The 20,392-nt window shown below is 37.2% G+C and carries 19 protein-coding genes and 4 pseudogenes; 17 read left to right on the forward strand and 6 right to left on the reverse strand.

The features are described from left to right. Nucleotides 1–136 precede the first annotated feature (136 nt). The 10 genes and pseudogenes from mazE (at nucleotide 137) to ACI3ES_RS01530 (ending at nucleotide 7,906) form a co-directional block, all read left to right on the forward strand. Nucleotides 137–352, forward strand: coding sequence for a type II toxin-antitoxin system PemI/MazE family antitoxin (gene mazE, locus ACI3ES_RS01485; protein ID WP_100665893.1), 216 nt, complete (start codon nucleotides 137–139; stop codon nucleotides 350–352). Continuing rightward, nucleotides 345–683, forward strand: coding sequence for a type II toxin-antitoxin system PemK/MazF family toxin (locus ACI3ES_RS01490; RefSeq protein ID WP_142511340.1), 339 nt, complete (start codon nucleotides 345–347; stop codon nucleotides 681–683). The genes mazE and ACI3ES_RS01490 overlap by 8 nt, the downstream gene beginning before the upstream one ends. Nucleotides 684–942: 259 nt before the next feature. Continuing rightward, nucleotides 943–1,812 carry a transposase gene (locus tag ACI3ES_RS01495; RefSeq protein WP_407632004.1) on the forward strand — a complete coding sequence of 290 codons (870 nt, stop codon included), beginning with the start codon at nucleotides 943–945 and terminating at the stop codon, nucleotides 1,810–1,812. Nucleotides 1,813–1,824: 12 nt separating this feature from the next. Then, nucleotides 1,825–2,148, forward strand: a pseudogene (locus ACI3ES_RS01500) (transposase); the annotation flags it as partial. Between the two features lie 297 nt (nucleotides 2,149–2,445). Then, nucleotides 2,446–4,518 (forward strand): CD3337/EF1877 family mobilome membrane protein, encoded by a 2,073-nt coding sequence (locus tag ACI3ES_RS01505; RefSeq protein ID WP_317212182.1) that lies wholly within the window; start codon nucleotides 2,446–2,448, stop codon nucleotides 4,516–4,518. After that, nucleotides 4,515–4,913: a thioredoxin domain-containing protein gene (locus ACI3ES_RS01510; protein ID WP_142511577.1), complete on the forward strand. Its 399-nt coding sequence runs from the start codon at nucleotides 4,515–4,517 to the stop codon at nucleotides 4,911–4,913. Before ACI3ES_RS01505 ends, ACI3ES_RS01510 begins: the two co-directional genes overlap by 4 nt. A 19-nt stretch (nucleotides 4,914–4,932) precedes the next feature. After that, complete coding sequence (locus tag ACI3ES_RS01515) at nucleotides 4,933–5,445, forward strand: hypothetical protein (protein WP_260354094.1); 513 nt, start codon at nucleotides 4,933–4,935, stop codon at nucleotides 5,443–5,445. 2 nt (nucleotides 5,446–5,447) lie between these two features. Continuing rightward, entirely contained in the window at nucleotides 5,448–5,978 is a 531-nt protein-coding gene (locus tag ACI3ES_RS01520; protein WP_260354093.1) for a hypothetical protein, read from the forward strand. Beyond that, a complete protein-coding gene (locus tag ACI3ES_RS01525; RefSeq protein WP_260354092.1) occupies nucleotides 5,978–6,607 on the forward strand; it encodes a hypothetical protein in 630 nt (209 codons plus the stop codon). Before ACI3ES_RS01520 ends, ACI3ES_RS01525 begins: the two co-directional genes overlap by 1 nt. A gap of 45 nt (nucleotides 6,608–6,652) precedes the next feature. Continuing rightward, the gene (locus ACI3ES_RS01530) at nucleotides 6,653–7,906 is read left to right on the forward strand and encodes a phage tail tip lysozyme (protein WP_260354091.1); all 1,254 of its coding nucleotides are present in this window, start codon (nucleotides 6,653–6,655) and stop codon (nucleotides 7,904–7,906) included. 220 nt (nucleotides 7,907–8,126) lie between these two features. Here ACI3ES_RS01530 and ACI3ES_RS01535 read toward each other — a convergent pair whose 3' ends face one another. Further along, a complete protein-coding gene (locus ACI3ES_RS01535; RefSeq protein ID WP_317212176.1) occupies nucleotides 8,127–9,218 on the reverse strand; it encodes an IS110 family transposase in 1,092 nt (363 codons plus the stop codon). Nucleotides 9,219–9,516: 298 nt separating this feature from the next. Here ACI3ES_RS01535 and ACI3ES_RS01540 point away from each other — a divergent pair, with 298 nt between their 5' ends. From ACI3ES_RS01540 to ACI3ES_RS01550, 3 genes are all read left to right on the forward strand, one after another. Beyond that, entirely contained in the window at nucleotides 9,517–10,182 is a 666-nt protein-coding gene (locus tag ACI3ES_RS01540; protein ID WP_260354059.1) for a hypothetical protein, read from the forward strand. 86 nt (nucleotides 10,183–10,268) lie between these two features. Next, on the forward strand, nucleotides 10,269–10,571 hold the full coding sequence (locus ACI3ES_RS01545) for a type II toxin-antitoxin system RelB/DinJ family antitoxin (protein ID WP_142511713.1): 303 nt from the start codon (nucleotides 10,269–10,271) through the stop codon (nucleotides 10,569–10,571). Next, nucleotides 10,568–10,912 carry a type II toxin-antitoxin system PemK/MazF family toxin gene (locus ACI3ES_RS01550; protein WP_142511712.1) on the forward strand — a complete coding sequence of 115 codons (345 nt, stop codon included), beginning with the start codon at nucleotides 10,568–10,570 and terminating at the stop codon, nucleotides 10,910–10,912. The genes ACI3ES_RS01545 and ACI3ES_RS01550 overlap by 4 nt, the downstream gene beginning before the upstream one ends. Nucleotides 10,913–11,139: 227 nt before the next feature. Here the strand turns inward: ACI3ES_RS01550 and ACI3ES_RS01555 are convergent. The 5 genes and pseudogenes from ACI3ES_RS01555 to ACI3ES_RS01575 all read right to left on the reverse strand — a co-directional run. After that, a pseudogene (locus ACI3ES_RS01555) lies at nucleotides 11,140–11,967 on the reverse strand (IS3 family transposase); the annotation flags it as partial. Next, on the reverse strand, nucleotides 11,967–12,242 hold the full coding sequence (locus ACI3ES_RS01560; protein WP_004906421.1) for a transposase: 276 nt from the start codon (nucleotides 12,240–12,242) through the stop codon (nucleotides 11,967–11,969). The gene ACI3ES_RS01560 and the pseudogene ACI3ES_RS01555, both read right to left, overlap by 1 nt. An 80-nt stretch (nucleotides 12,243–12,322) precedes the next feature. After that, nucleotides 12,323–12,673, reverse strand: a pseudogene (locus ACI3ES_RS01565) (alpha-amylase family glycosyl hydrolase); the annotation flags it as partial. A 10-nt stretch (nucleotides 12,674–12,683) separates the two neighbouring features. Continuing rightward, nucleotides 12,684–14,468: a glycoside hydrolase family 13 protein gene (locus tag ACI3ES_RS01570; protein ID WP_407632005.1), complete on the reverse strand. Its 1,785-nt coding sequence runs from the start codon at nucleotides 14,466–14,468 to the stop codon at nucleotides 12,684–12,686. A 50-nt stretch (nucleotides 14,469–14,518) separates the two neighbouring features. Further along, nucleotides 14,519–15,622, reverse strand: a complete 1,104-nt coding sequence (locus tag ACI3ES_RS01575; protein WP_260353967.1) for an ABC transporter ATP-binding protein — start codon at nucleotides 15,620–15,622, stop codon at nucleotides 14,519–14,521. A 356-nt stretch (nucleotides 15,623–15,978) separates the two neighbouring features. On the opposite strand from ACI3ES_RS01575, the gene ACI3ES_RS01580 reads away from it, so the two are divergent. From ACI3ES_RS01580 to ACI3ES_RS01595, 4 genes and pseudogenes are all read left to right on the forward strand, one after another. Continuing rightward, nucleotides 15,979–17,211 (forward strand): extracellular solute-binding protein, encoded by a 1,233-nt coding sequence (locus ACI3ES_RS01580; protein WP_142511563.1) that lies wholly within the window; start codon nucleotides 15,979–15,981, stop codon nucleotides 17,209–17,211. A gap of 61 nt (nucleotides 17,212–17,272) precedes the next feature. Beyond that, entirely contained in the window at nucleotides 17,273–18,634 is a 1,362-nt protein-coding gene (locus ACI3ES_RS01585) for a carbohydrate ABC transporter permease (RefSeq protein ID WP_287078985.1), read from the forward strand. 2 nt (nucleotides 18,635–18,636) lie between these two features. Beyond that, a complete protein-coding gene (locus ACI3ES_RS01590; protein ID WP_114666737.1) occupies nucleotides 18,637–19,485 on the forward strand; it encodes a sugar ABC transporter permease in 849 nt (282 codons plus the stop codon). Nucleotides 19,486–19,547: 62 nt separating this feature from the next. Beyond that, nucleotides 19,548–20,276, forward strand: a pseudogene (locus tag ACI3ES_RS01595) (LacI family DNA-binding transcriptional regulator); the annotation flags it as partial. Nucleotides 20,277–20,392 lie beyond the last annotated feature (116 nt).

Here is a 20,392-nt window from a genome sequence, read left to right on the forward strand (position 1 = left end):
TTTTTTGTTTATAAAAAATAGTCCAATTTATTGACTTCTGAGCAATGGTGATTGAAATTGTAAAAGTATAAGCTGTGATAGAGATTGATTATACTTAATGATACATGTATAATTAAGTTATACAAATGGAGGTAGTATGATGACAATTGTTAAAGCACGTAAACAAGGTAATTCAGTAGCAGTAACGTTACCGTCAGAATTAGGTATCACAGTTGGCCAAGAATTTTTAGCCATTAAAAAGAACAATTCATTAATTTTCACACCAAAACTCAATAATCCATTTGATAAGTTGAAAGAAAATGAATTGATTGATGAACAAGAGGTAATGGTTGAGGATATTATTGATGACTAAATTTAAGCAAGGAGATTTTGTTATCATTAATTTCGATCCATCTGTTGGTCAAGAAATTCGAAAACGTCGACCTGGGTTAGTGGTTAGTTCGGATAAATACAATCTGGTTTCTAATTTGATCATTGTAGCGCCTATTACCAGTTCGGTTAAAAACATTCCCACAAGATTTAATGTTGTTGGGTATGAAAAGGTATACGGACAGGTGAGTACGTTACAACCAATTCCAATGGATTCTGTAAAACGTGAGGCAAAATTAATTGGTCACATGAACGATTATGATTTATACCAAGTGTTGCAACTGATTGGGGCCAATTTTGATTTAACACTCTAAAAAACTTACTAACATTAAAGGTGAAGATTATTCTCGACGGAGATGATTTTCACCTTTTTTGGATTTATTCTAAAATTGGTAGTGAAACTTAGGTCGTTGGTCCTTTTGACACCAGATGTTGTAGAAAAAAATGGCCATTTCACTGACTTTACCACACAATTTGATCTTAGTAAGTTAGGCGCTAGACATCGAGTATAGAAAATTAAATGGTCGTGAGGTTTCAGTGATTGTTTCAAATATTTTTTAAGGAGGTGCTATTATGCACTATGTTATTGGTATTGATGTCTCTAAAGCTACTAGTCAAGTTGCGGTGGCGGTTGATGGTAAGGTAACTCAACATTTCAAGATAACCCATGATGTCCTGGGATTCAATCAACTCAATACAATTATCATGCAATTTAATGAATTTCCTGATATTGTTTTTGAGGCGACCGGTATTTATTCGCGACGATTGAAATCATTTTTGGATTGGCATAATTATCCCTATACTTTTCTCAATCCCTTAGCAGCAAAAAAACAGTTGGATCAGCTTCGCCCGAATAAAAATGATTTGAATGATGCTAAAAACTTGGCTGAGACCCAATTCATTTTAGCTCGTGCTAAAAGTTATGTTCAAAATCCAATTTATATTGAGTTACAATATATGAGCCGCTTTTATCAACAAATTAATCATGATATTGTCAGTACAAAAAATAGATTACATCGCATTTTACAACTGACCTTTCCTGAAATCGAAGGACTCTTTTCTGCCACCGATAGTCCACATTATTGGGAGCTCCTAACAATAGTGCCACATGCAATAATTACAAGACGTTCGAGGCAAGCACTCATGGACACGATTCAAGCTGGGATTAGTTGGCATATCGGTCACGAGAGATTACGTAAATTAGTCGATCAATTAATGAGTATGGGTCAGATATCAGCGCCTGCAGTTGCTGCCAATTCTTATAATGTTGCACAAGTTATATACTATGCAAAGCGTTGGATTGAGTTGCATGGTACCAAGGGTGACATCCTGACTGCTATGGTAGATAAGGCTAAGGATTTACCGGAATACAGCATTTATCAAAGCATTCCAGGGTTTTCGGATAAAACAGTTGTGTCGCTGATAGCTGAATTGGGCGATTGACATCGTTTTCGTACTGCCAATAAGCTAAACGCTTTTGTTGGGATTGATTTGAGATTCAATGACTCAGGTGATTACAAAAGCACAGGTTTTATCACCAAAAGGGGAAATAGCACCGCACGCAAAGTTCTATTTAGAGCAATATCAAATATAGCGAGTACCGCATCTTATGGGCATCCCAGTCATATTAATGATTGGTATCAAAAGAAAAAGCAATCTTCATTGTCTAAGGGAACAAAGAAAATTGCCATTGGTGCCATGTCGCGATTACTGAGAACCATGCATTATCTAGTCATTAATCATCAACTGTATGATTACAAAGCTGTATCAAAGCACTAGTATTCTACATTTATAAGCCTAACATTTTTTAAAATAGATGTGAACACAGCGGTTTATTTAAGTAGTGCTAATTGTTAACAAAATTTCAAAATAAAAGAAGTCAAAAGCCCTGAAACACTTGACATCTGGTAGAAAATAACCACCCCACTTTTGACCGAGTTGTGATTACTTAATAAGTAAATATAACGAATAGTAACTGCGTAGCAGACTATTGATATTAAAGGGAGTAGTTCAGGCTACTTCCTTTTTCTATACCCAAACTATAACATGATGATTGAAAAGAGGAAAGGGAAACACATGCAAATCAAATTTTGTCGGAAGCTGATTATTTTGGCTTCTTTTTTGTTTGTTTTAGGCCTTGCAAAGACGCAAGTGTCCGCAGATGATAGCAGTAGTTCAGGTAGTACGTTAGTTAATCAAGATACGCTTAATGCAATTGATGACGCTTCAAAACAAGCTGATAAAGCGGTAGATGAGGTTACAAGTGACGCAGAAAAGAAGTCAGGCGATACTAGTACCACTGATACCTCATTTAAAGCCAGTGACGCACAAAACATCAACAAGCTTAATGACTCACTATTTTCATGGCAACCGTATTCAGAAAAAATTGGTGTCACAGACTTAGCCAATAATACGGGCATGGGCTTAGCTAAGTTCTTTTGGTATTTAAATACTTTGATTTATGAAATCAATGATGAGCTATTGAGTGCTTTATCAAATGACGGTAATTTATCAAAAGCCTTTACACAAGCCCAGAATGCTGTTTCAGATAAAGTAAAATCTATTTTTGATCAAGGTAAGTTGTTGTTTGGTGGATTAGCTATTATTGTCTTAGCAATTACGGGGTTCATGCACTTTGCTAGTGGGCGTACGTCATCAGCGGTCCGCATGGTAGTTAATTTTGTTGGAATTTTATTAGTCGCTACGCTTTGGTACGGCAATGGCAATGAGTTATTTAATCAAATCAATCAAGCCAGTGATGCCGGACAGGCACAAGTCTTAAAAGTCATTGGTAACAGTAATGATAATGTTAAGCCAGGTGACACGTTAAGAGTGGGGTATTTTGAGCGATCCATTGAACGTCCTTATTTCTTGATGAATTATGGAAAAGCCACGGCAGACGCAGTGATTAAAGCAGGTGGTAATCCTTATCAGTTTATATCGACGAATACCAGTAGAGATGATAGTAAAGTTCAGGCGAACGTTGCTAGGACTGTTAAACAATTTCCAACTTTAAAAAAAGATAATTCATTCAATAAGGCAGGTATGAGTTTAGTTGCAATCGTGGTATCAATTGTTAATGCCATTCCTTATGACGCAGTGGCTTTGTTTAATATCTTTGTTATGGTTATTGAGTTGGCTTTGTATCTCTTGTCGCCATTTGTGCTTGTGTCAGCTCTGTTTCCACAATTCGCCCGTAATGGCTATAAAATTGTTGGTGCAACGATTATGTGGAGCATTGCTAAAATTGGGGCTGGTTTCTTAATTGTTTTGGTCGGGGCTTTACAGACGTTCACTGATAGTTTTATCCCAGCGATTAATTTCGGCTCATACGCAGTTAACGCATTCCTATTCTTTTTCTTAGTCTTTATCGTCTATAAGTATCGTGGTAAGCTATTTGAATTTGTTGGGGTTAGTTACTCAAGAATTGAGGGACAAATGCCACAAGCCATGCGCTTATCTAATCTACGTGAAAAGGGGCAGAGTATTAAGCAGTCTAGCGTTGGTCAAAAAATTAGTCAAATGGGACCAATGCAACGTATGTCTCAAACAAGGGCAGTTCGTAATGAGATGAAAACGCAACAGGCAGAGGAAAAGCGACAACAAAACCTGGCACGTGTTCGTGAACAATTACTAGGTAAAGAGCAGGCAAAAACACAAAAGTTGTCAGATAAGAATAAAAAACCATTGACGGTTGATGAATTTAAAAAGCCAATGGATTCTAAAAAGTCTGATGATCCAAAGCAGGCAAAGATTGAAAAAGACGGTGTTCATTTACCAAAATCAAACTTTGAAGCCAAACAACCTAATAGTCGGGTCAATAATCCAAAAAGTAAGGATAATGGTTCAGATAGTCAACAGGAAGTGGCTAAAAAGCGTGAAGCAATTAAGCGCCAACTATATGGTGATCCAGTGACACAATCAGAACCTAAGACACTTCATAAAGTTCCTGATAATCATAATAACTTTGAGCAATCAAAGACACCAACACGTCAAGCGGTTATTCAAGATAACGCTAAAACGGTTAATCGTGACAAAATAGCACGTGAATTGTTGTCCGAACGTGATAATCAAAATGTTCAGAAACAACAGTTACGTGACGAAAAATTTAGTCAGTTAAAAAATAAATTAGGAAAGGATAACTCGTGAAAAAAATTAGCTTAATAATCTCTACAATCGTTGTGGCAGTAGTAACTACGGCGTTTTTATGGTATAATAATAAGTATCATGATACACCAAATGATCGCTTAAAAACGGCGTTTCATCAAACCCTGGGTAAGCATAAAACTGTAATTGTTTTTCATAAAAAGGGGTGTTCAAACTGTGAGAAGTTGACGGGTGATGTCAATAAATTACAAAAAATGCGTGATCAAAATAATCAGGCAACCATTGTCGTTGATTACATGAATTTAGTGACACGACAATATTTTGAACAGTATCATGTTCAAGTGGTGCCAACTGTCTTAGTTGTCCAAAAAGGGGCAGTGATCAAACGAATTGTGAAGCCAACACATGAACAAATGGCACAAATGGCGAGAGAATAAATCAATTGATTGGAGAGCTATGAATAAAAAATCAGCGTTGACATTAGGATCTATTGGGGGCGTGTTAGTCATTTTGATTATCATTATTGCCTTTATAATGACGGGACAACATAAAACTAGCTTACAATCTACCAGTTCAAAATTACCAAAAATCAATCAAGCTAAAGTGATGAAACGGATTGATTATGAAATATTTTCAATGAATAATGATGGTCGTTACGTTGAAAATGTTGATAACGAACCTACTTATGTAGACGGTGAAAAAGTTGGTGAACGGTCAATAACAAGTATGGTATATGTTAGTGCAACGGGGGAAGAGGCACCTAGTGACGGGGCTGGAAATTATAATACTTTCTTCAAAAATCATGAAATAGAAAACTTGGTAACAATTTGGCATAAAGACGGCAATTCATTTGTTGCGAAAGGCTACTTTGTTGTTAAAGAAACAGGGGCTAAATACCCTTTTGCATTTGAATTCAACGCTGGGTATATGATTACGCAAGAATGGTATGGAAGGGATATTAAAATTTAAAAATGACAAACACTAAAATAAAGGTGTTAAGTGCTATTGGGTTTTTCCTGATTGGCGCTTTTTTTTGTACACAATTTCAGAAATCACAAATCAAACAAGCGACTGCCACCGTTGCTAAACTGTCAGCGGCACAAACCTTGATCAACAATAGTGGCACGATTACAAAAGTGATTGCTAATGATAACCAATTGCCAGACAATAGCCAACAAAAAGCCACTGTGAATGCTTTGTTTAATGCGGGTTATGTATCAGATAAACAAGTGTTATCAAAGGTGGCAGATGATAAAGTCAGAAAGTTCGTTAAACAATTTCTAGGGCAATTAGAGGGTGATCCAGCACAAGCAAAAAAGTGGCATGTATCAGATAATCAATTGCAATTTAGCCAGCAAAAAGATGGCATATTATTTTTTGGTGCCTTAACGGCAACAAATGGTAGTCGCACAGTTAATTATCAATTATCAGGACAATTGAATGTCAAGGGTAATGAGGTCACCTCATTGACTTTAGGCAATCTTACTAGAGGGGATCAATAATGACACGAAAGAAGCAAATTTACAATTATAGCCTCGTTCTTTTTTTAGTTTTGGCCGGTTTACGGTTTGGTCAATTGATGTGGCAACAACAACAAACTTTATCACATTTACAGAAACAAGCTAAGCAGTTAAGACACAAACAAGCCATTGCTAAAGCTAGCCAGCCAAAAGTGAAGCAGGTGGTTGCTAAAAGTACCATTACGAAAGCTAGTGAGACTAGTCATCAGTTCTTCAATCTTGCTTATAATTGGTCATCTGGATCTGATTATAAAAAACGTATCACGAAAATTAGGCAAGCTAAATTAGTCTCCAGTCAAGTTTTAGCCAATGACTATTTATTCCCAGAGGTCGGTGGCACGGCTGATTACATTGATAATAATGGTTTGAAATCTAGTGTGGTGCAAGTGGCATATTATCCAAAGGCAACCAATGATGATCAAACTAGCGGTGTCGTTGGTGTGGCTGTGAATGCGAAACATGATAGTGATGTTGGCAATGGTGAAACACGTTACTACTATTTCAATATTGACTATCAAATCAGTGATAATCAAATTACTAGTCTTGATTATGTCGGGCGGTTAGCCGTTAATCAAAGCACTGATTTTAATACTTTTAATCCTTATGAGTAATCATTAAGGATTTTTTTGTTAGTCAAAATTCAGAAAGGAGATCATGTGAAAAATAAAGTTAAACAAGCAGTTGTGATGAAAATTGCCTTGTATTGTGCGCCACTACTTGTCATTTTAATACCAGTGCTTTTAATCATTGCGCTAACAATGAACAATCCTAGTGTGACGTGTCAAACTGATACAACTACGACAAGTTCAGATAGTGGTTCCAGTAATGGCTCCTTAACTGATAAAAATTCAGATATTGGTAAAAGAGTTAGTTATATTATTGATCGTTTTAAAAAAGCTGGTTATTCAGGGGATAATATTTCAGCAATCATTGCGATTGGTTGGCGTGAAAGTAACTTAAACCCTAAAGCGGTTAATCCTGCTGGTTCTGTTAAAGGTATCTGGCAGTGGGGCGCTGGTGGTATCAACGGTAATCGCTATCAAAATACGGCAGATACAGTTGAAGCCCAGGTCGATTTAGCGTTTAAAGAATTGGCAAGTAGCCATACTGTTGCTAGATTGGGATTAGCAAATGCTAAAGATATTGATAGTTCAGCTTTAGCCTGGGACACAGGTTTTGAGGGTGTTGGGGCAAGTGATCCACAGCGTAAAGTGTCCGAAGTTAAGGCTTGGGCGGAGTCAATTAAAAAAACGTATGATCTTAATTTTGAGGGATCATTAAGCGGTGGCAATAATGCTGTTAGTGATAGTAATACATCAGCAAGTAATAGCGCAGACAGTGATAGCAATAATCAAAGTGCTTATTGTAATACTAATGATAGTGGTTCGGCTGACGGTACAGGCAAGATTAAAGAGAGTGGGCTATCATTTTGGGACAAAAACAGCATTCCAGATGACATTAAACCCTACGTGCATAATATTACGTCAAAAAAACTAGACTGGAGTTTAACGACACCAGACGCTTACAATCAGTGTGCTGGTTTTTCACAAGTCTATATGAATGCGATTTGGTCACCTAATTTCACTTTTAGAGGAAATGGTAATGTGACAGCAGAAGCAGTGGCAAAAGTGACTGGTGTTAAGGTAACAACGACACCAAAAGCTGGTGCAGTATTTTCTTCTGATCGTCCTAATCATACAGGCGTGGTGTTACATGTTTTGGCAAATGGTGACTTAATTATTGCTAATCAAAATGCCGTCAAATCTGGCCAGAATGCAGGCACTAGTAAGGATTATGAAATTACGTTAGTGCCTAAGAAATCGTATGCTAAGGACAGTCAAGCCGTTGGTTATGGTGACATGACTTTTGCCTATCCTGGTGACAATTCAAAGTATAAATTACATTGGTAAAGAAAGACAAACTATGTTAAAAGTCAAGAAAAACAACTAAATGTAGAATAATAATTTGGTTGAACGACAAATAAACGTTTTAAATTACTATTTTAAAACGTTCCCATGGTTTGTTAATTAAGAGGTGAAATTATGAGTTATATGAGCTTAGATTCGTCATAGTATTGATGATGTTTTAACAGGTAATAGATGATACGCACCAGTTTTTTAGCGACATGAGTCATGACAACATAATAGTGCTTGCCCTCGTCAAGTTTCTTTTGACGGTATTGACGTAAAGTCGGCGACCAATGAGAAGCATATTCAGCTGCTTGGCACAACGCAATGATGTCGAACCACGTTTAACTATTTTACCCGTGGCATTCATCTGGCCAGATTGATAAACAGAAGGTTCTAAGCCGGCAAAAGCTAATAGCTGATCAGGTGACTGAAAATTATTAATGTGATTGATTTCGGCTAGAATAACGCTACCCAAACGATTAGAAATACCAGTAATGGAAGTGACAATAGCTGCTTCGTCTAAGCTGTTCATTATTTGTGCAATCTCTTGGTCGATGGCATTGATTTGTTCATCATATAAACGAATCACGGATATGGTCTGAACAAGTTCTAACGCGTTAGCTGGTGAGGACAACCCAATAGATTGTTTGGCTAGAACTTTAAGTTGCTGAGCCATATCAAGTCGATTGCCATGATTATGCAATAGCTTAACAAGCGCATTAGTATGAGCGCGACTCAATTTAGCAGGTGAAGGATATTTTGTTAACAAATCATAGACATACTGATAGTGTAAATTTGTTTTGCCAATGAAACCAGCTAGTTCAGGGAACAAGATATCGAGTAGACGAATGTATTGCGTCTTGAGCTTAGAACGACTATCAGTTAACCGATTGCGATGATGCGTTAAAAACTTGAGTTCTTGCATGTTGAAATCGGGCTTAAAACGATCCGATGATAAATCAGTAGCTAACTTTTTAGCAATTGTTAGTGCATCAGCTTTATCCGTTTTTGTCTTACGAAGAGTCAATGTTCTAGCAAATTCTTTAATCAAAAATGGATTATAAGCGAAAGTGGGATAAGCATTGGCTTGCAGGAATAAGAGCAAATTCAAATGGTAATGGCCAGTGGCTTCCATTGCGATGCGGATATCATCGTTAGTATCGGCTGATAACTGAATCAAAGATTGGTGCAGTGTTGCAAAACCTTGACGACTATTAAGAATACGGAGATGCCGTAAGACAACCAGACCATTGTCGTCAAGAACAGCGACATCATGATGTGATTTAGCGACATCAATACCAACGAAAAGCATAAAAGAATCCTCCTAGGGAATAAAGTAATCGATGATGCGACATGATAAACACGGGCTAATTGCCAATGTAACCTTACGCGAAATAAACAGTCAAAATTCAAAGCAGAACCAAGCCGTATCAAACTTATTACCAATACGACAAAAAACCGTGATTAGAGCCTTTCTGAACCAGTCACCGATGGTAAAGGTGCTGTTGGAAAATAAAAACTAATTCACGGCGCATCATCCATCTAAGTATAAATTTTATACTCAGAGCATGTAGGAGCTACCTACGAATAATAATATAAGGAAATAGAGTATGACAGCAGTACAAGTGGGATCAGATATTAGTATTTTGCCAGATAGTGCCTATCATTTGGTGAAAGAAATATTTATAACCGTTAAAAATGATTATTTACATTTATATACAGCTTATCAGAGTTCAAACAAGTTAAGTAGCAAGGCTATGCAGTCGATTTATATTGAATTGGCACATTTCTATCAACGTTATGACGATAGAATGACACCTTATTTAGTGCAAGATTTATATGATCAAATTAAGCAGGTAGAACGTTTAGTAGAATTATTAACAACGTGTGACCAGGCATTAGAAAATTTAGATCAGACAATTAGTTTAATTGAACATCAATATGAAGATGAAGCTGTCATCAATGACGCTATGAAAACTATTCGTAAACAGTATCAGGTATTGCTAGAAAAAGTTGGCTTAGACGGCAGTGTTATTGATCATGTTAATCAAGCAATAGATCATATTCATGGTCAATATCGTAAATTACAGGTTCAAAACAAAGCCTTATTTTTTGCACAATTGGAAAATATCCACGATCAAACGATTAAGTATATTAGACACTATATTGAAATTGAGTTTATTCAAAAACGAATTGATTATGGATTTGATCAGTTTAATACATTTATGCGATTGGTCGTCGATAATGCCGTTTATCGTAAACAAGTTCATAATTAAATAAACTAACAAATAATAACAATGCATACCGATATTTAACAAATAGTGGTATAATGATATTAAATAAAGTAAGAGAGGCATTGGTTATGAAAGCTATTCAAGTATCTGCACGGGTTGATCAAAGTATAAAAGAGTCTGCTCAAAAAGTATTCGAACGTCAAGGGCTAGATATGGCAACTGCTATTAAAATGTTTATCACTAAGACAGCTTATGAACAGCAAATACCTTTGTCAGTGCAAGAGACTAATAGACAGGCATACCCTGATAACTGGTTTAGTGATCAACGTATCGCTAATCGTGATGAAATTACACGGTTAGCATTCGAAAAATCACCCATTCAAGATTTAGATTTATCTAAGCAAGAAGACCGTGAGGCATTTATGCAATGAGTAGTGATATTCGTGAGCATAGTATTATGATCGCTGATTTAGTTTATGATGAGGGACGTGAAGCGGGATCTAAAGTACGTCCAGCTTTTGTTGTGAAATATGATAATCAAAAGATTGCTTATTATAAAATCACTAGTCAATTTAATAACAAGTCAGATTATTTTCAAAGTAAGTATTTTGAAATTAAGGATTGGGTATATGCTGGTTTAAAAAAAACGTCATGGATTGACACATTTAAGATACGCAGAGTAGATGAGCAATATGTTGTGATTAAGTTTGTTGGTTATTTGTCAGCAAATGATGAAGCCAGGTTCGTAGAATTTTTATCTAATTTAAACTAGAAAAGGTTAGCAAGTACAGTAGTGTAGTTGCTAACCTTGTTTATTTTCTCTAGGAACCATTATTCTTTGGTATTGTTATGTTCACGTACGAATCTATGGATCAATGAGGTAACGCTAAATAAATGGAGAGACTAAGCATAACAATACCGATTAATAATAAAATGATATAAATGATGTTTGCTCATAAGTCAATAATTCGGAATGTTTTTTATCTAGGGCTGAACTGATTAGGCAACTTTTATTTTTTGATTGGCAAGACTGATTCTTTCGTTGTTGAACCAATGAATATACTTGGACACATCTAAAATTAGATGTGCAATCGATGGAAACCGGAATTGATAAATCATTTCAAGCTTTAATAGGGAGTGAAAACTTTCAATTTTGGCATTATCATATGGATGTCCTAGTTTTGAATACGAATGATCAATTTTATGTCGCTTTAACAAATTTTCAAAGCCAAAACTAGTGAACCGACTGCCCATATCAGTATGTAAATAATTTGGTTTTTTATCAGTTGACAGCGATCTTTGTAGTGTTGTAACTACCAATTTGGTATCCATCGTGGCACTGATTTGATGGGCTAATATCTTACGCGTTTGTAACTCTAAAACTGACGCTAAATAGACCCACTGACCATTACTCAACTTTAAATAAGTGATGTCCATGCGCCAAGCGTTGGCTTCGGGTAAATGCCTGATTAAGTTGGGACGTTGACGATAATCAACAGTTGTCGTTGGTTTGTTAAATCGACGACTCATGACAGAGTATATGCCAGCTTCTCGCATTAAACGACGAACTCGGTTGGTTCCATGATGTAAATTCAGATCAGCTAATGCTAATCGCAGACGTGGCGCGCCATAAGCTTTATAGTTATTTTGCCAAATTTCACGCAACAAAGCTTTTAAGATCGTATCTTCTCGTTGTCGTTGGCTCTCAGTATAGTGAACCCAATCAAAGTAGGTGCTTTTGGGTATTTTGAGTAGGCGTAGCACCATCATGAGTTTAAAATGCTGTTTTAGCAATGATTGGACAATAGGAAAATGGGTCTTACGTGTTACTTGCGATGTTCGCCCAGCAAAACGGCCGCAATTTTTAAAATTTCGTTTTCTTCTTTGAGTCTTGCGACTTCTTTCTGCATTGCATTAAATTGGGCGCGAGTCACTGGCTTACCGGTAACGTCCGTCCCAATGATTTGGGCTTTCTTCACCCAACCCGTGACAGTTTGTACAGCCAAATGGTATTCATTGGCTAGAGAATTAGCAGAACGTCCCTCGTTATACAAGGTGACAATTGATGACTTAAATTCTGTTGAGTATCGCTTAGCTTTCATAATATAAAAAAACTCCTATACTTGATTATCTCGGATTATGCCCTAGAAATAAAGCGGTCCGGATTTTCAGTATACGAGCAACTTCGCTTTGATTCAATAAACCAAGCATGCTCATCAGAAGTATGATTTAATACCAGATCCATCACGATTTTGATATTTCTTTCACGAGCATCATGAATTAATTCTTCCATGTCGGTCATGGTACCAAATTCAGCCATGATATTTTCATAATCACTGATATCATAGCCGTTATCATCGTTTGGAGAAGCATATACTGGTGATAGCCATATTGCATCAACGCCTAGTTTTTGCAAGTAGTCAAGATGTGAGATAATGCCTTGAATATCGCCGATGCCGTCATGATTAGTGTCCTGAAATGAACGGGGATAGACTTGATAAACAACGGCTGATTGCCACCAAGGTGCTGTCATAAAAAACTCCTTACTGATTAGAAATCGTCACAAGAAAGCCGTTAGGCTGAATGATGTGATTGTTGTATAGCTGCTCTGAAATGATGTGAGATATATCAATTGATGTTGGTATTTCATAATTTGTATTCCCAGCATTAAATATTGCGAATATCTTTGTTTTACCTAGCTGACGTGTGAAACCAACAATGTTTTTTTCATCATCGGTCTTCCATGACAGTATGCCTTCAGACAAGACAGTTTGATAATCATGACGTAGCTGAATTAGTTGCTTCAAAAAATCATACATCGTTGCATCTTGTTGATCACTTTGCCAAACCATAGGCTTACGGTTATCTGGATCTTGTTGACCAGTCATGGCATATTCACTACCGTAATAGATATCAGGCGTACCTTGCTGTAAAAACATAAAAGTATACATTTGTTTCACAATTGCCTTATTATTGTTAGCTACGGTTAGAATGCGTGGCGCATCATGTGAGTCAAGTAGATTAAACATCACCTGATTGGTTTGATCACGATTTAGCATAAGTTGTGCATTGAGTTTATGGACCATCTGGGATGGCGAAATTTGTTGTTTGGCAAAAAAGTCAACAATTGATCCTGTGAAAGCATAATTCATGACGGCCGAAAATTCATCGCCCTGCAGCCATGATTGTGCACTTGTCCAAATTTCACCAAGTATATAAATATCAGGTTTGATGGCCGTAGTTGCTGCGCGGAATTTTTTCCAGAAATGATGGTCAACTTCATTCGCCACGTCCAAACGCCAGCCATCAATATCAAATTCTTCTATCCAGTAGGTCGCGATGTCAATCAGATAATCTTGTACTTCTGGATTAGCGGTATTAAGTTTTGGCATGTGCGGCGTAAATGCGAATGTGTCATAGTTTGCGTCTGCAGTATATTCGAAATTATCCGTTGGCGTATAACGAACAGGGAAGTCATGAATATGAAACCAATCAGCGTATTTTGATTGACGACCATTAGCAATAACATCTTGCCATTGAGGACTTTGGTCACCGATATGATTGAACACGGCATCAAGCATGACTCGGATTCCTGCCGCATGGGCTTTTTCTACCAATAATTTAAAATCTTCTTTTGTACCAAAATGTGGATCGATTTCAAAATAATCTTGCGTATCATATTTATGATTAGTGGGTGCTTTAAAAATGGGTGTGAGATACAAGCCGTTAATACCAAGTTGACTGAAGTGATCTAAATGCTTGATGATACCTTGCAAGTCCCCGCCATAAAAACTTTCAGCGGTGGGATGATCACCTGACCGCCAAGGTAATGTTCCAGATGGATCATTTGATGTGTCACCATTGGCAAACCGTTCAGGAAAAATTTGGTACCATACAGTTTTTTTGACCCATTCTGGTGCTTTAAAACGATCAATTTCTTGAAAATAGGGCATTTTGAAATAATTATTAGCACCCATCAAACTGTTGTCATCATTTGAAGAGGATGTGAGTGTTTCAAATCCTTGATCACCATAAAAAATGGAATCGCCGAGACTGTCAGTTAAAATAAAGCCATAGTTTAAGCGATTGAAAGGCGCTGTTAATGATGCTTGCCAATATTGATGTGTTTCAGTGACAAGTGTTTTTTTCATGACGACATTGGCCGATTTTTGCCAAGTACCGTTCTGCCAATTATAAGGATCTCCAGCAACGACGCTAATTGATTGAATATCATTTTTTGCTGTTCGGATGCGTAATCTTAGTTCATCTGCTGTATATAAATAAGCGTATTCAGATTCAGGGCGGTGATAAATTGCTGCTTTATTCATAAATAATTGCCTCGTTAATGGATTAAAATGTCAGGGGATTTGCGACAGTCTTAGACAATACGCTGTGTCGTATCGGCATCAAAAAAGTGTCCTTTATTAGTGTTAATAGCGAGTTCGACTGAGGCACCAGGTTGATTGTAATCGCGGGCATTGACGCGAGCAATCAGTTGTTGTGAACCAACTTGCGTATACAACATTGAGTCGGCGCCCATTAGTTCTGCAATGGTAACAGTTGCTGTTACTTTACTTTCGGGATAGGTGTCAAGTGCTACTTGCTCGGAGTGAATATCTTCTGGTCGGACACCAAAGACAACTTGTTTGCCTTCGTAGCCAAGGGCAGTGAGTTGTTTAGCCATACCAAGCGGAATTTTCAGACTAAAGCCATCTTTTGTGGTCAATATATCATCACTGAACTGACCAGAAATCATATTCATTGATGGCATACCAATGAATGTGGCAACAAAAATGTTAGCAGGTTCATTGTAGAGTTCTTGCGGTGTACCGACTTGCTGAATGTCACCATGGTCGATAATAACAATGCGATCAGCCAGTGTCATAGCTTCTGTCTGGTCATGTGTCACATAAATAGTAGTGGCACCAATTCGCTTGTGAATCTTAGTGATTTCTGCTCTAATTTCAACACGTAATTTTGCATCGAGGTTAGATAGTGGTTCATCCATTAACAAAATTTTAGCATCGCGGACGATTGCGCGACCCATCGCCACACGTTGCCTTTGACCACCAGATAAATCAGCGGGTTTGCGATCAAGGTAGTCTTCAATGCCAAGAATTTTCGCTGCGTCATGAACACGCTGTGTGATTTCAGCTTTGGGTACTTTTCTCAATTTGAGGCCGAAAGCAATATTATCAAACACGCTCATATGTGGGTAGAGGGCATAATTTTGAAAAACCATCGCAATATCTCGGTCTTTAGGTGGAACATCATTCATTAATTTATTGTCAATGAAAAATTCACCACCAGATATTTCTTCCAAGCCGGCGATCATGCGTAAAACAGTTGATTTACCGGAACCAGACGGACCGACAAACACAATAAATTCTTTATCGTGAATTTGAAGATTATAATCTGCCACGGATGGCGTTGTCATGTGTGGATATGTTTTATTGATGTGTTCCAAACGAATTTCAGCCATTTTTTCTTCCTCGTTTTTTAATATCGGGTATCGCAACTATAAAAAAATGATAGCGCTTACATAAATTAGATTAGCATATTTAAAAATAAATGCAAGCGTTTCCACAAAAGTGTCATACCAAAATTTATATGCTTGTGAAAAATATGATTAAGTTAGTAATAAAATCACAGATAATTCATACTTAATAAAAAAATACTTCTTTAATATGCTCAATTATTATCAATAAAAATATCATAGCTTGTCTAGACCAATTCTTAAAAAAATAAAAATGTAAGCGCTTGCATTAATCGGGTAAATGTTTTATGATGATTGCGTAATCAAAAATACAAAGAGAATTTTTCTGGAGGAAAAACATCATGAGAAAAATGATGAGCGTGACGACTGGCGCAATGGTAACATTGCTGACGGCTTCAACTGCCGTTGGATTATTAAGTGTTTCAATTGACACACCGACAGTAAGTGCTGCCAAGACGAAAAAGTTAAAGTTGTGGGTGGACACGGATACAAAACCAACCTACGTTCAGGCTGTCAAGGATTTTGAAAAAGCGAACCCTAGTGTCAAGGTCACTATTAAGTACACGAGCTCAACAGATGCATTGAAGAATTTGCAAAAAGACCCATCGGCTGCTGCAGATGTATTCATGTTTCCACATGATCAAATTGGATCGCTAGCTTCTCAGGGATTAATTTATCAAAACACCAAATATGCTAAAAGCCTTAAATCGACACAAATTTCTAATGCGATGAAAGCTGCAACCTATAAGGGCAAGGTGTACGGCTATCCTTACGGTATTGAGTCACAAGTCTTGTATTATAACAAAACGCAACTCGGTAATGATGATATTAAATCTTGGACTAGTTTGACATCCAAGGGTAAGATGGGTACCAATTTAGCCTCAGCCGGTGCTAACTACATTTTCTCACCACTGTTTTACACTGCCGGAGACACCTTGTATGGCGCTAATGGTGAAAAAGCAAAGGGTACAAATATTGACAATAAAAAAGGTGTATCCGTATTGAAGTGGATGAAAGCTCAAAAAGACAATCCGGGTGTTGTTCAATCCAGCACGAACACATTAAGTTTGCTACAATCAGGTAAAATTTCGGCAACTTTGTCTGGCCCATGGTCATACAATGACTATAAAAAAGCACTCGGGGACAACTTAGGCATTGCACCATATCCAACAGTTGACTTGGGTTCAGGTGAAAAACAGATGCAGGCGTTCTTGGGTGTTAAGCTGTTTGGTGTTAAACAAGATACTAAGCAACCGTTGGCAGCGATGAAGTTAGCCAAGTACTTGTCAAGTGACAAGGTACAAAAGCTTGGTTTCAAAAATTCGCACTACATTCCATCATCTAAAAAAGTTCAAGCATCTCAAGACATTCAAAATGATGCGCTTGCTAAGGCGGTTGTTGATATGTCGAAGAAAGGTTATTCAACACCAATGCCTAAATCACCAGCGATGGCTAACTTCTGGACATCATCTGATGCCTTGTTTAATGACACATACAAGGGCAAGATTTCAGACAGTCAAATGTTGCCAAAGCTAACCACTCTGGTTAAAAATGCCTCAAAATCAGTTAAATAAAAGTAAAGCAGTGAGTGGCTATCACTCACTGTGTACATACTTATGAAGGATGGAAAGAAAGATGTTTAAAAGAAAAAAGCATTCGACTTTTGAAGAGCATATACCACTAACAAAGTTATTTAAAAAAGCAGATGGGGCAACTAAGGCTTCTTATATAATTATGGGAGCTGCCAACATTGCCAATAAGCAATATTTCAAAGGATTCATCTTTTTATTACTAGAAATATCTTGGGTGGCGTGGTTATTCACGACAGGATTAAAAGCTTATCACAACATGATAACGCTGGGAACACATGCACAAGGTCTGGTTTATGACAAAAAATTAGGTATTTCTGTACTAAAAGCGGGTGATAATTCAATGCTTTTGCTACTTTGGGGCATGTTAGCGGTTATCATTACGATACTCTTTGTTCTCTTATATCGTGCTAATTTGGGATCGGCGCGTAAAATATGGGAATTGAAACAAGCCGGTGAGACACTGCCGACGTTGAAGCAAGACTTAGCGTCCTTGCTTGACGAAAAAATGCATGTGACTTTGATGGCAATTCCGATGACAGGCGTTTTGTTCTTTACCATTTTGCCATTGATTTATATGATTGCGATTGCTTTTACATCATACGATCACAACCACTTGCCACCCAAAAATTTATTTAGTTGGGTCGGATTTGCGAATTTTGGTAATGTTATTTCAGGGCAAATGGCCAATACCTTTTTCCCAGTATTGGCTTGGACGTTAATTTGGGCCGTTGCCGCAACAGTAACCTCATTTTTCTTTGGCGTTATCTTGGCAATGATGATTAATGCGAAGGGCATCAAAGGTAAAAAAGTTTTTCGAACTATCTTCATTTTAACAATGGCAATTCCAGCCTTCATTAGTTTACTGATTATGAACAATATGTTTGCTGACGGCGGACTAGTTAACACATTATTGATCAACTCTGGTCTGATTAAAACATCGTTACCATTTTTCACAAATCCATTGTTTGCCAAGTTTACAATTATTGTTGTCAACTTATGGATTGGTATTCCAGCTACAATGTTGGTGACAACGGGGATCTTACAAAATCAATCCGAAGAACAAATTGAAGCAGCAGAAATTGATGGCGCTAATAAATTTCAAATTTTCAAGTCAATCACATTTCCGCAAATTGTGTTTGTGATGGCACCGAGTTTGATTCAACAGTTCATTGGTAATGTGAACAATTTTAATGTGATTTATTTGTTAACAGGTGGCGGACCAGCTAACTCTAATTATTATGGTGCTGGATCAACAGATTTGCTGATTACTTGGTTATATAATTTAACTTTGAATACTGCTGATTATAACTTAGCTTCGGTAATTGGTATCTTAATCTTCATTTTGTCCGCAACATTCTCGTTGATTGCTTATAAGAAAATATCAAATTCTGGAATGGAGGCATAACAATGCATAGTTTAAAAGGCGTAAAACGTCGTAATACAATGATTTTGTATGTATTATTGACTGTGATGGCAATCATTTGGGTCGTGCCCATTCTCTGGATTATATTGACTAGTTTCCGTGGCGAAGGTGGCGCGTTTGTAAACTATTTTTGGCCAAAAACCTACACCTTTCATAATTACGTACAACTTTTTACCAACTCACAATATCCTTTTGGTCGCTGGTTCTTGAATACGTTATTTGTGTCGATTGTGAGCGGCTTTATTTCCACAGCTTTAGTGTTAGCAATGGCATACTCATTGAGTCGCTTACGATTTAAGTTAAAGGGCCCTTTTTTGAAAGTTGCTTTAGTGTTGAACATGTTTCCGGGCTTTATGGCAATGTTTGCTATCTATTATATTTTGAAAGCAGCTGGTTTGACGCAAAGTTTATTTGCCTTAATATTAGTTTATGTGTCCGGCGCTGGTTTGGGATTTTACATCCAAAAAGGATTTTTTGACACGATTCCATATTCATTGGATGAAAGTGCTATGTTAGATGGTGCAACCAAATGGCAAATTTTTACCAAAATTACACTGCCATTATCTAAACCAATCATTGTCTTTACGGCATTGACAGCGTTTACTGGTCCTTGGATGGATTTCATTTTTGCTCAGGTTATTATGGGTGACAATGTTAAAAACTATACAGTTGCAATCGGATTATATTCGATGATGACTAAAGAAACGGCTAATTCATTGTTCATGAGTTTCGCTGCGGGGGCAGTGATTATTGCAATCCCAATTACGATTTTGTTTATTGTGTTGCAACGATTCTACGTTTCTGGTGTGACAAGTGGCTCGGTCAAAGGTTAAAAAAGATTGGGGCGTCAGTCCCAATCTTTTTCATGTTAAAATAACGTGTACAGGAGGTCGCTATGGTAACAATACAAGATATTGCAAATAAATCCGGAGTTGCTATTTCAACGGTTTCGCGCGCGTTGGCTGATTCACCGAAAATTAGTGTTAAAACAAAGGAACGTATTAAAAAAATTGCACAAGATATGGGCTATACGCCAAATTTTGCTGCAAGGAACTTAACACAAAGTGAAAGTAACACGGTGGGGGTTGTTTTTCAACCACAAGCCGCAGGTAGTGCTGAAAATGATTTTGCCATGCAATTACTGTTTGGGATTAATTCTCAACTTGTTGCGCGACAATATTTGTTGACCACTGCGACGGGCAGCAATTGGTCTGAAGTCTATAATGCCGTTAAAATGATGGTGGAAGCCGGACAAGTTCGCCGTTTTATACTACTTTACACTGTTGAAAATGATCCGATTTCTGAATTATTACGAGAAAACAACGCCCGTGTTGTTGTCACTGGTGAGCCGGAGCAAGCTAATGATGTTTTATATGTTGATAATGATAATCGACGAGCTGGGGAAGAGGCAACTAGACAGCTAGTTGATCAATTTAATCTAAAAGCACCACTTTTTGTTCGCACGTTGGCTGATTGGCGTTATGAGCGAAATCGTGAAATTGGATTTCATCTTGCACAGCCAGACGGTCAAGTCTTATCATTACCAATTGATTTTCAAGCTCAAAAACAGGTATTGAAACATTATTTCGAATTACATCCCGAAATTGATGGCATTGTTGCGAGTGCTCTTATACTAATAAACGTTGAAATTTTTTTGAACATTTTTTTCTTTTTATCATTGAATGGTAGATTGTAAAATTAAACCGAACACTTGAATAAAAAAGCCGCAGCGCCTTTAAT

The sequence above is a fragment of the Leuconostoc falkenbergense genome, assembly GCF_045801155.1.
Taxonomy (GTDB): domain Bacteria; phylum Bacillota; class Bacilli; order Lactobacillales; family Lactobacillaceae; genus Leuconostoc; species Leuconostoc falkenbergense.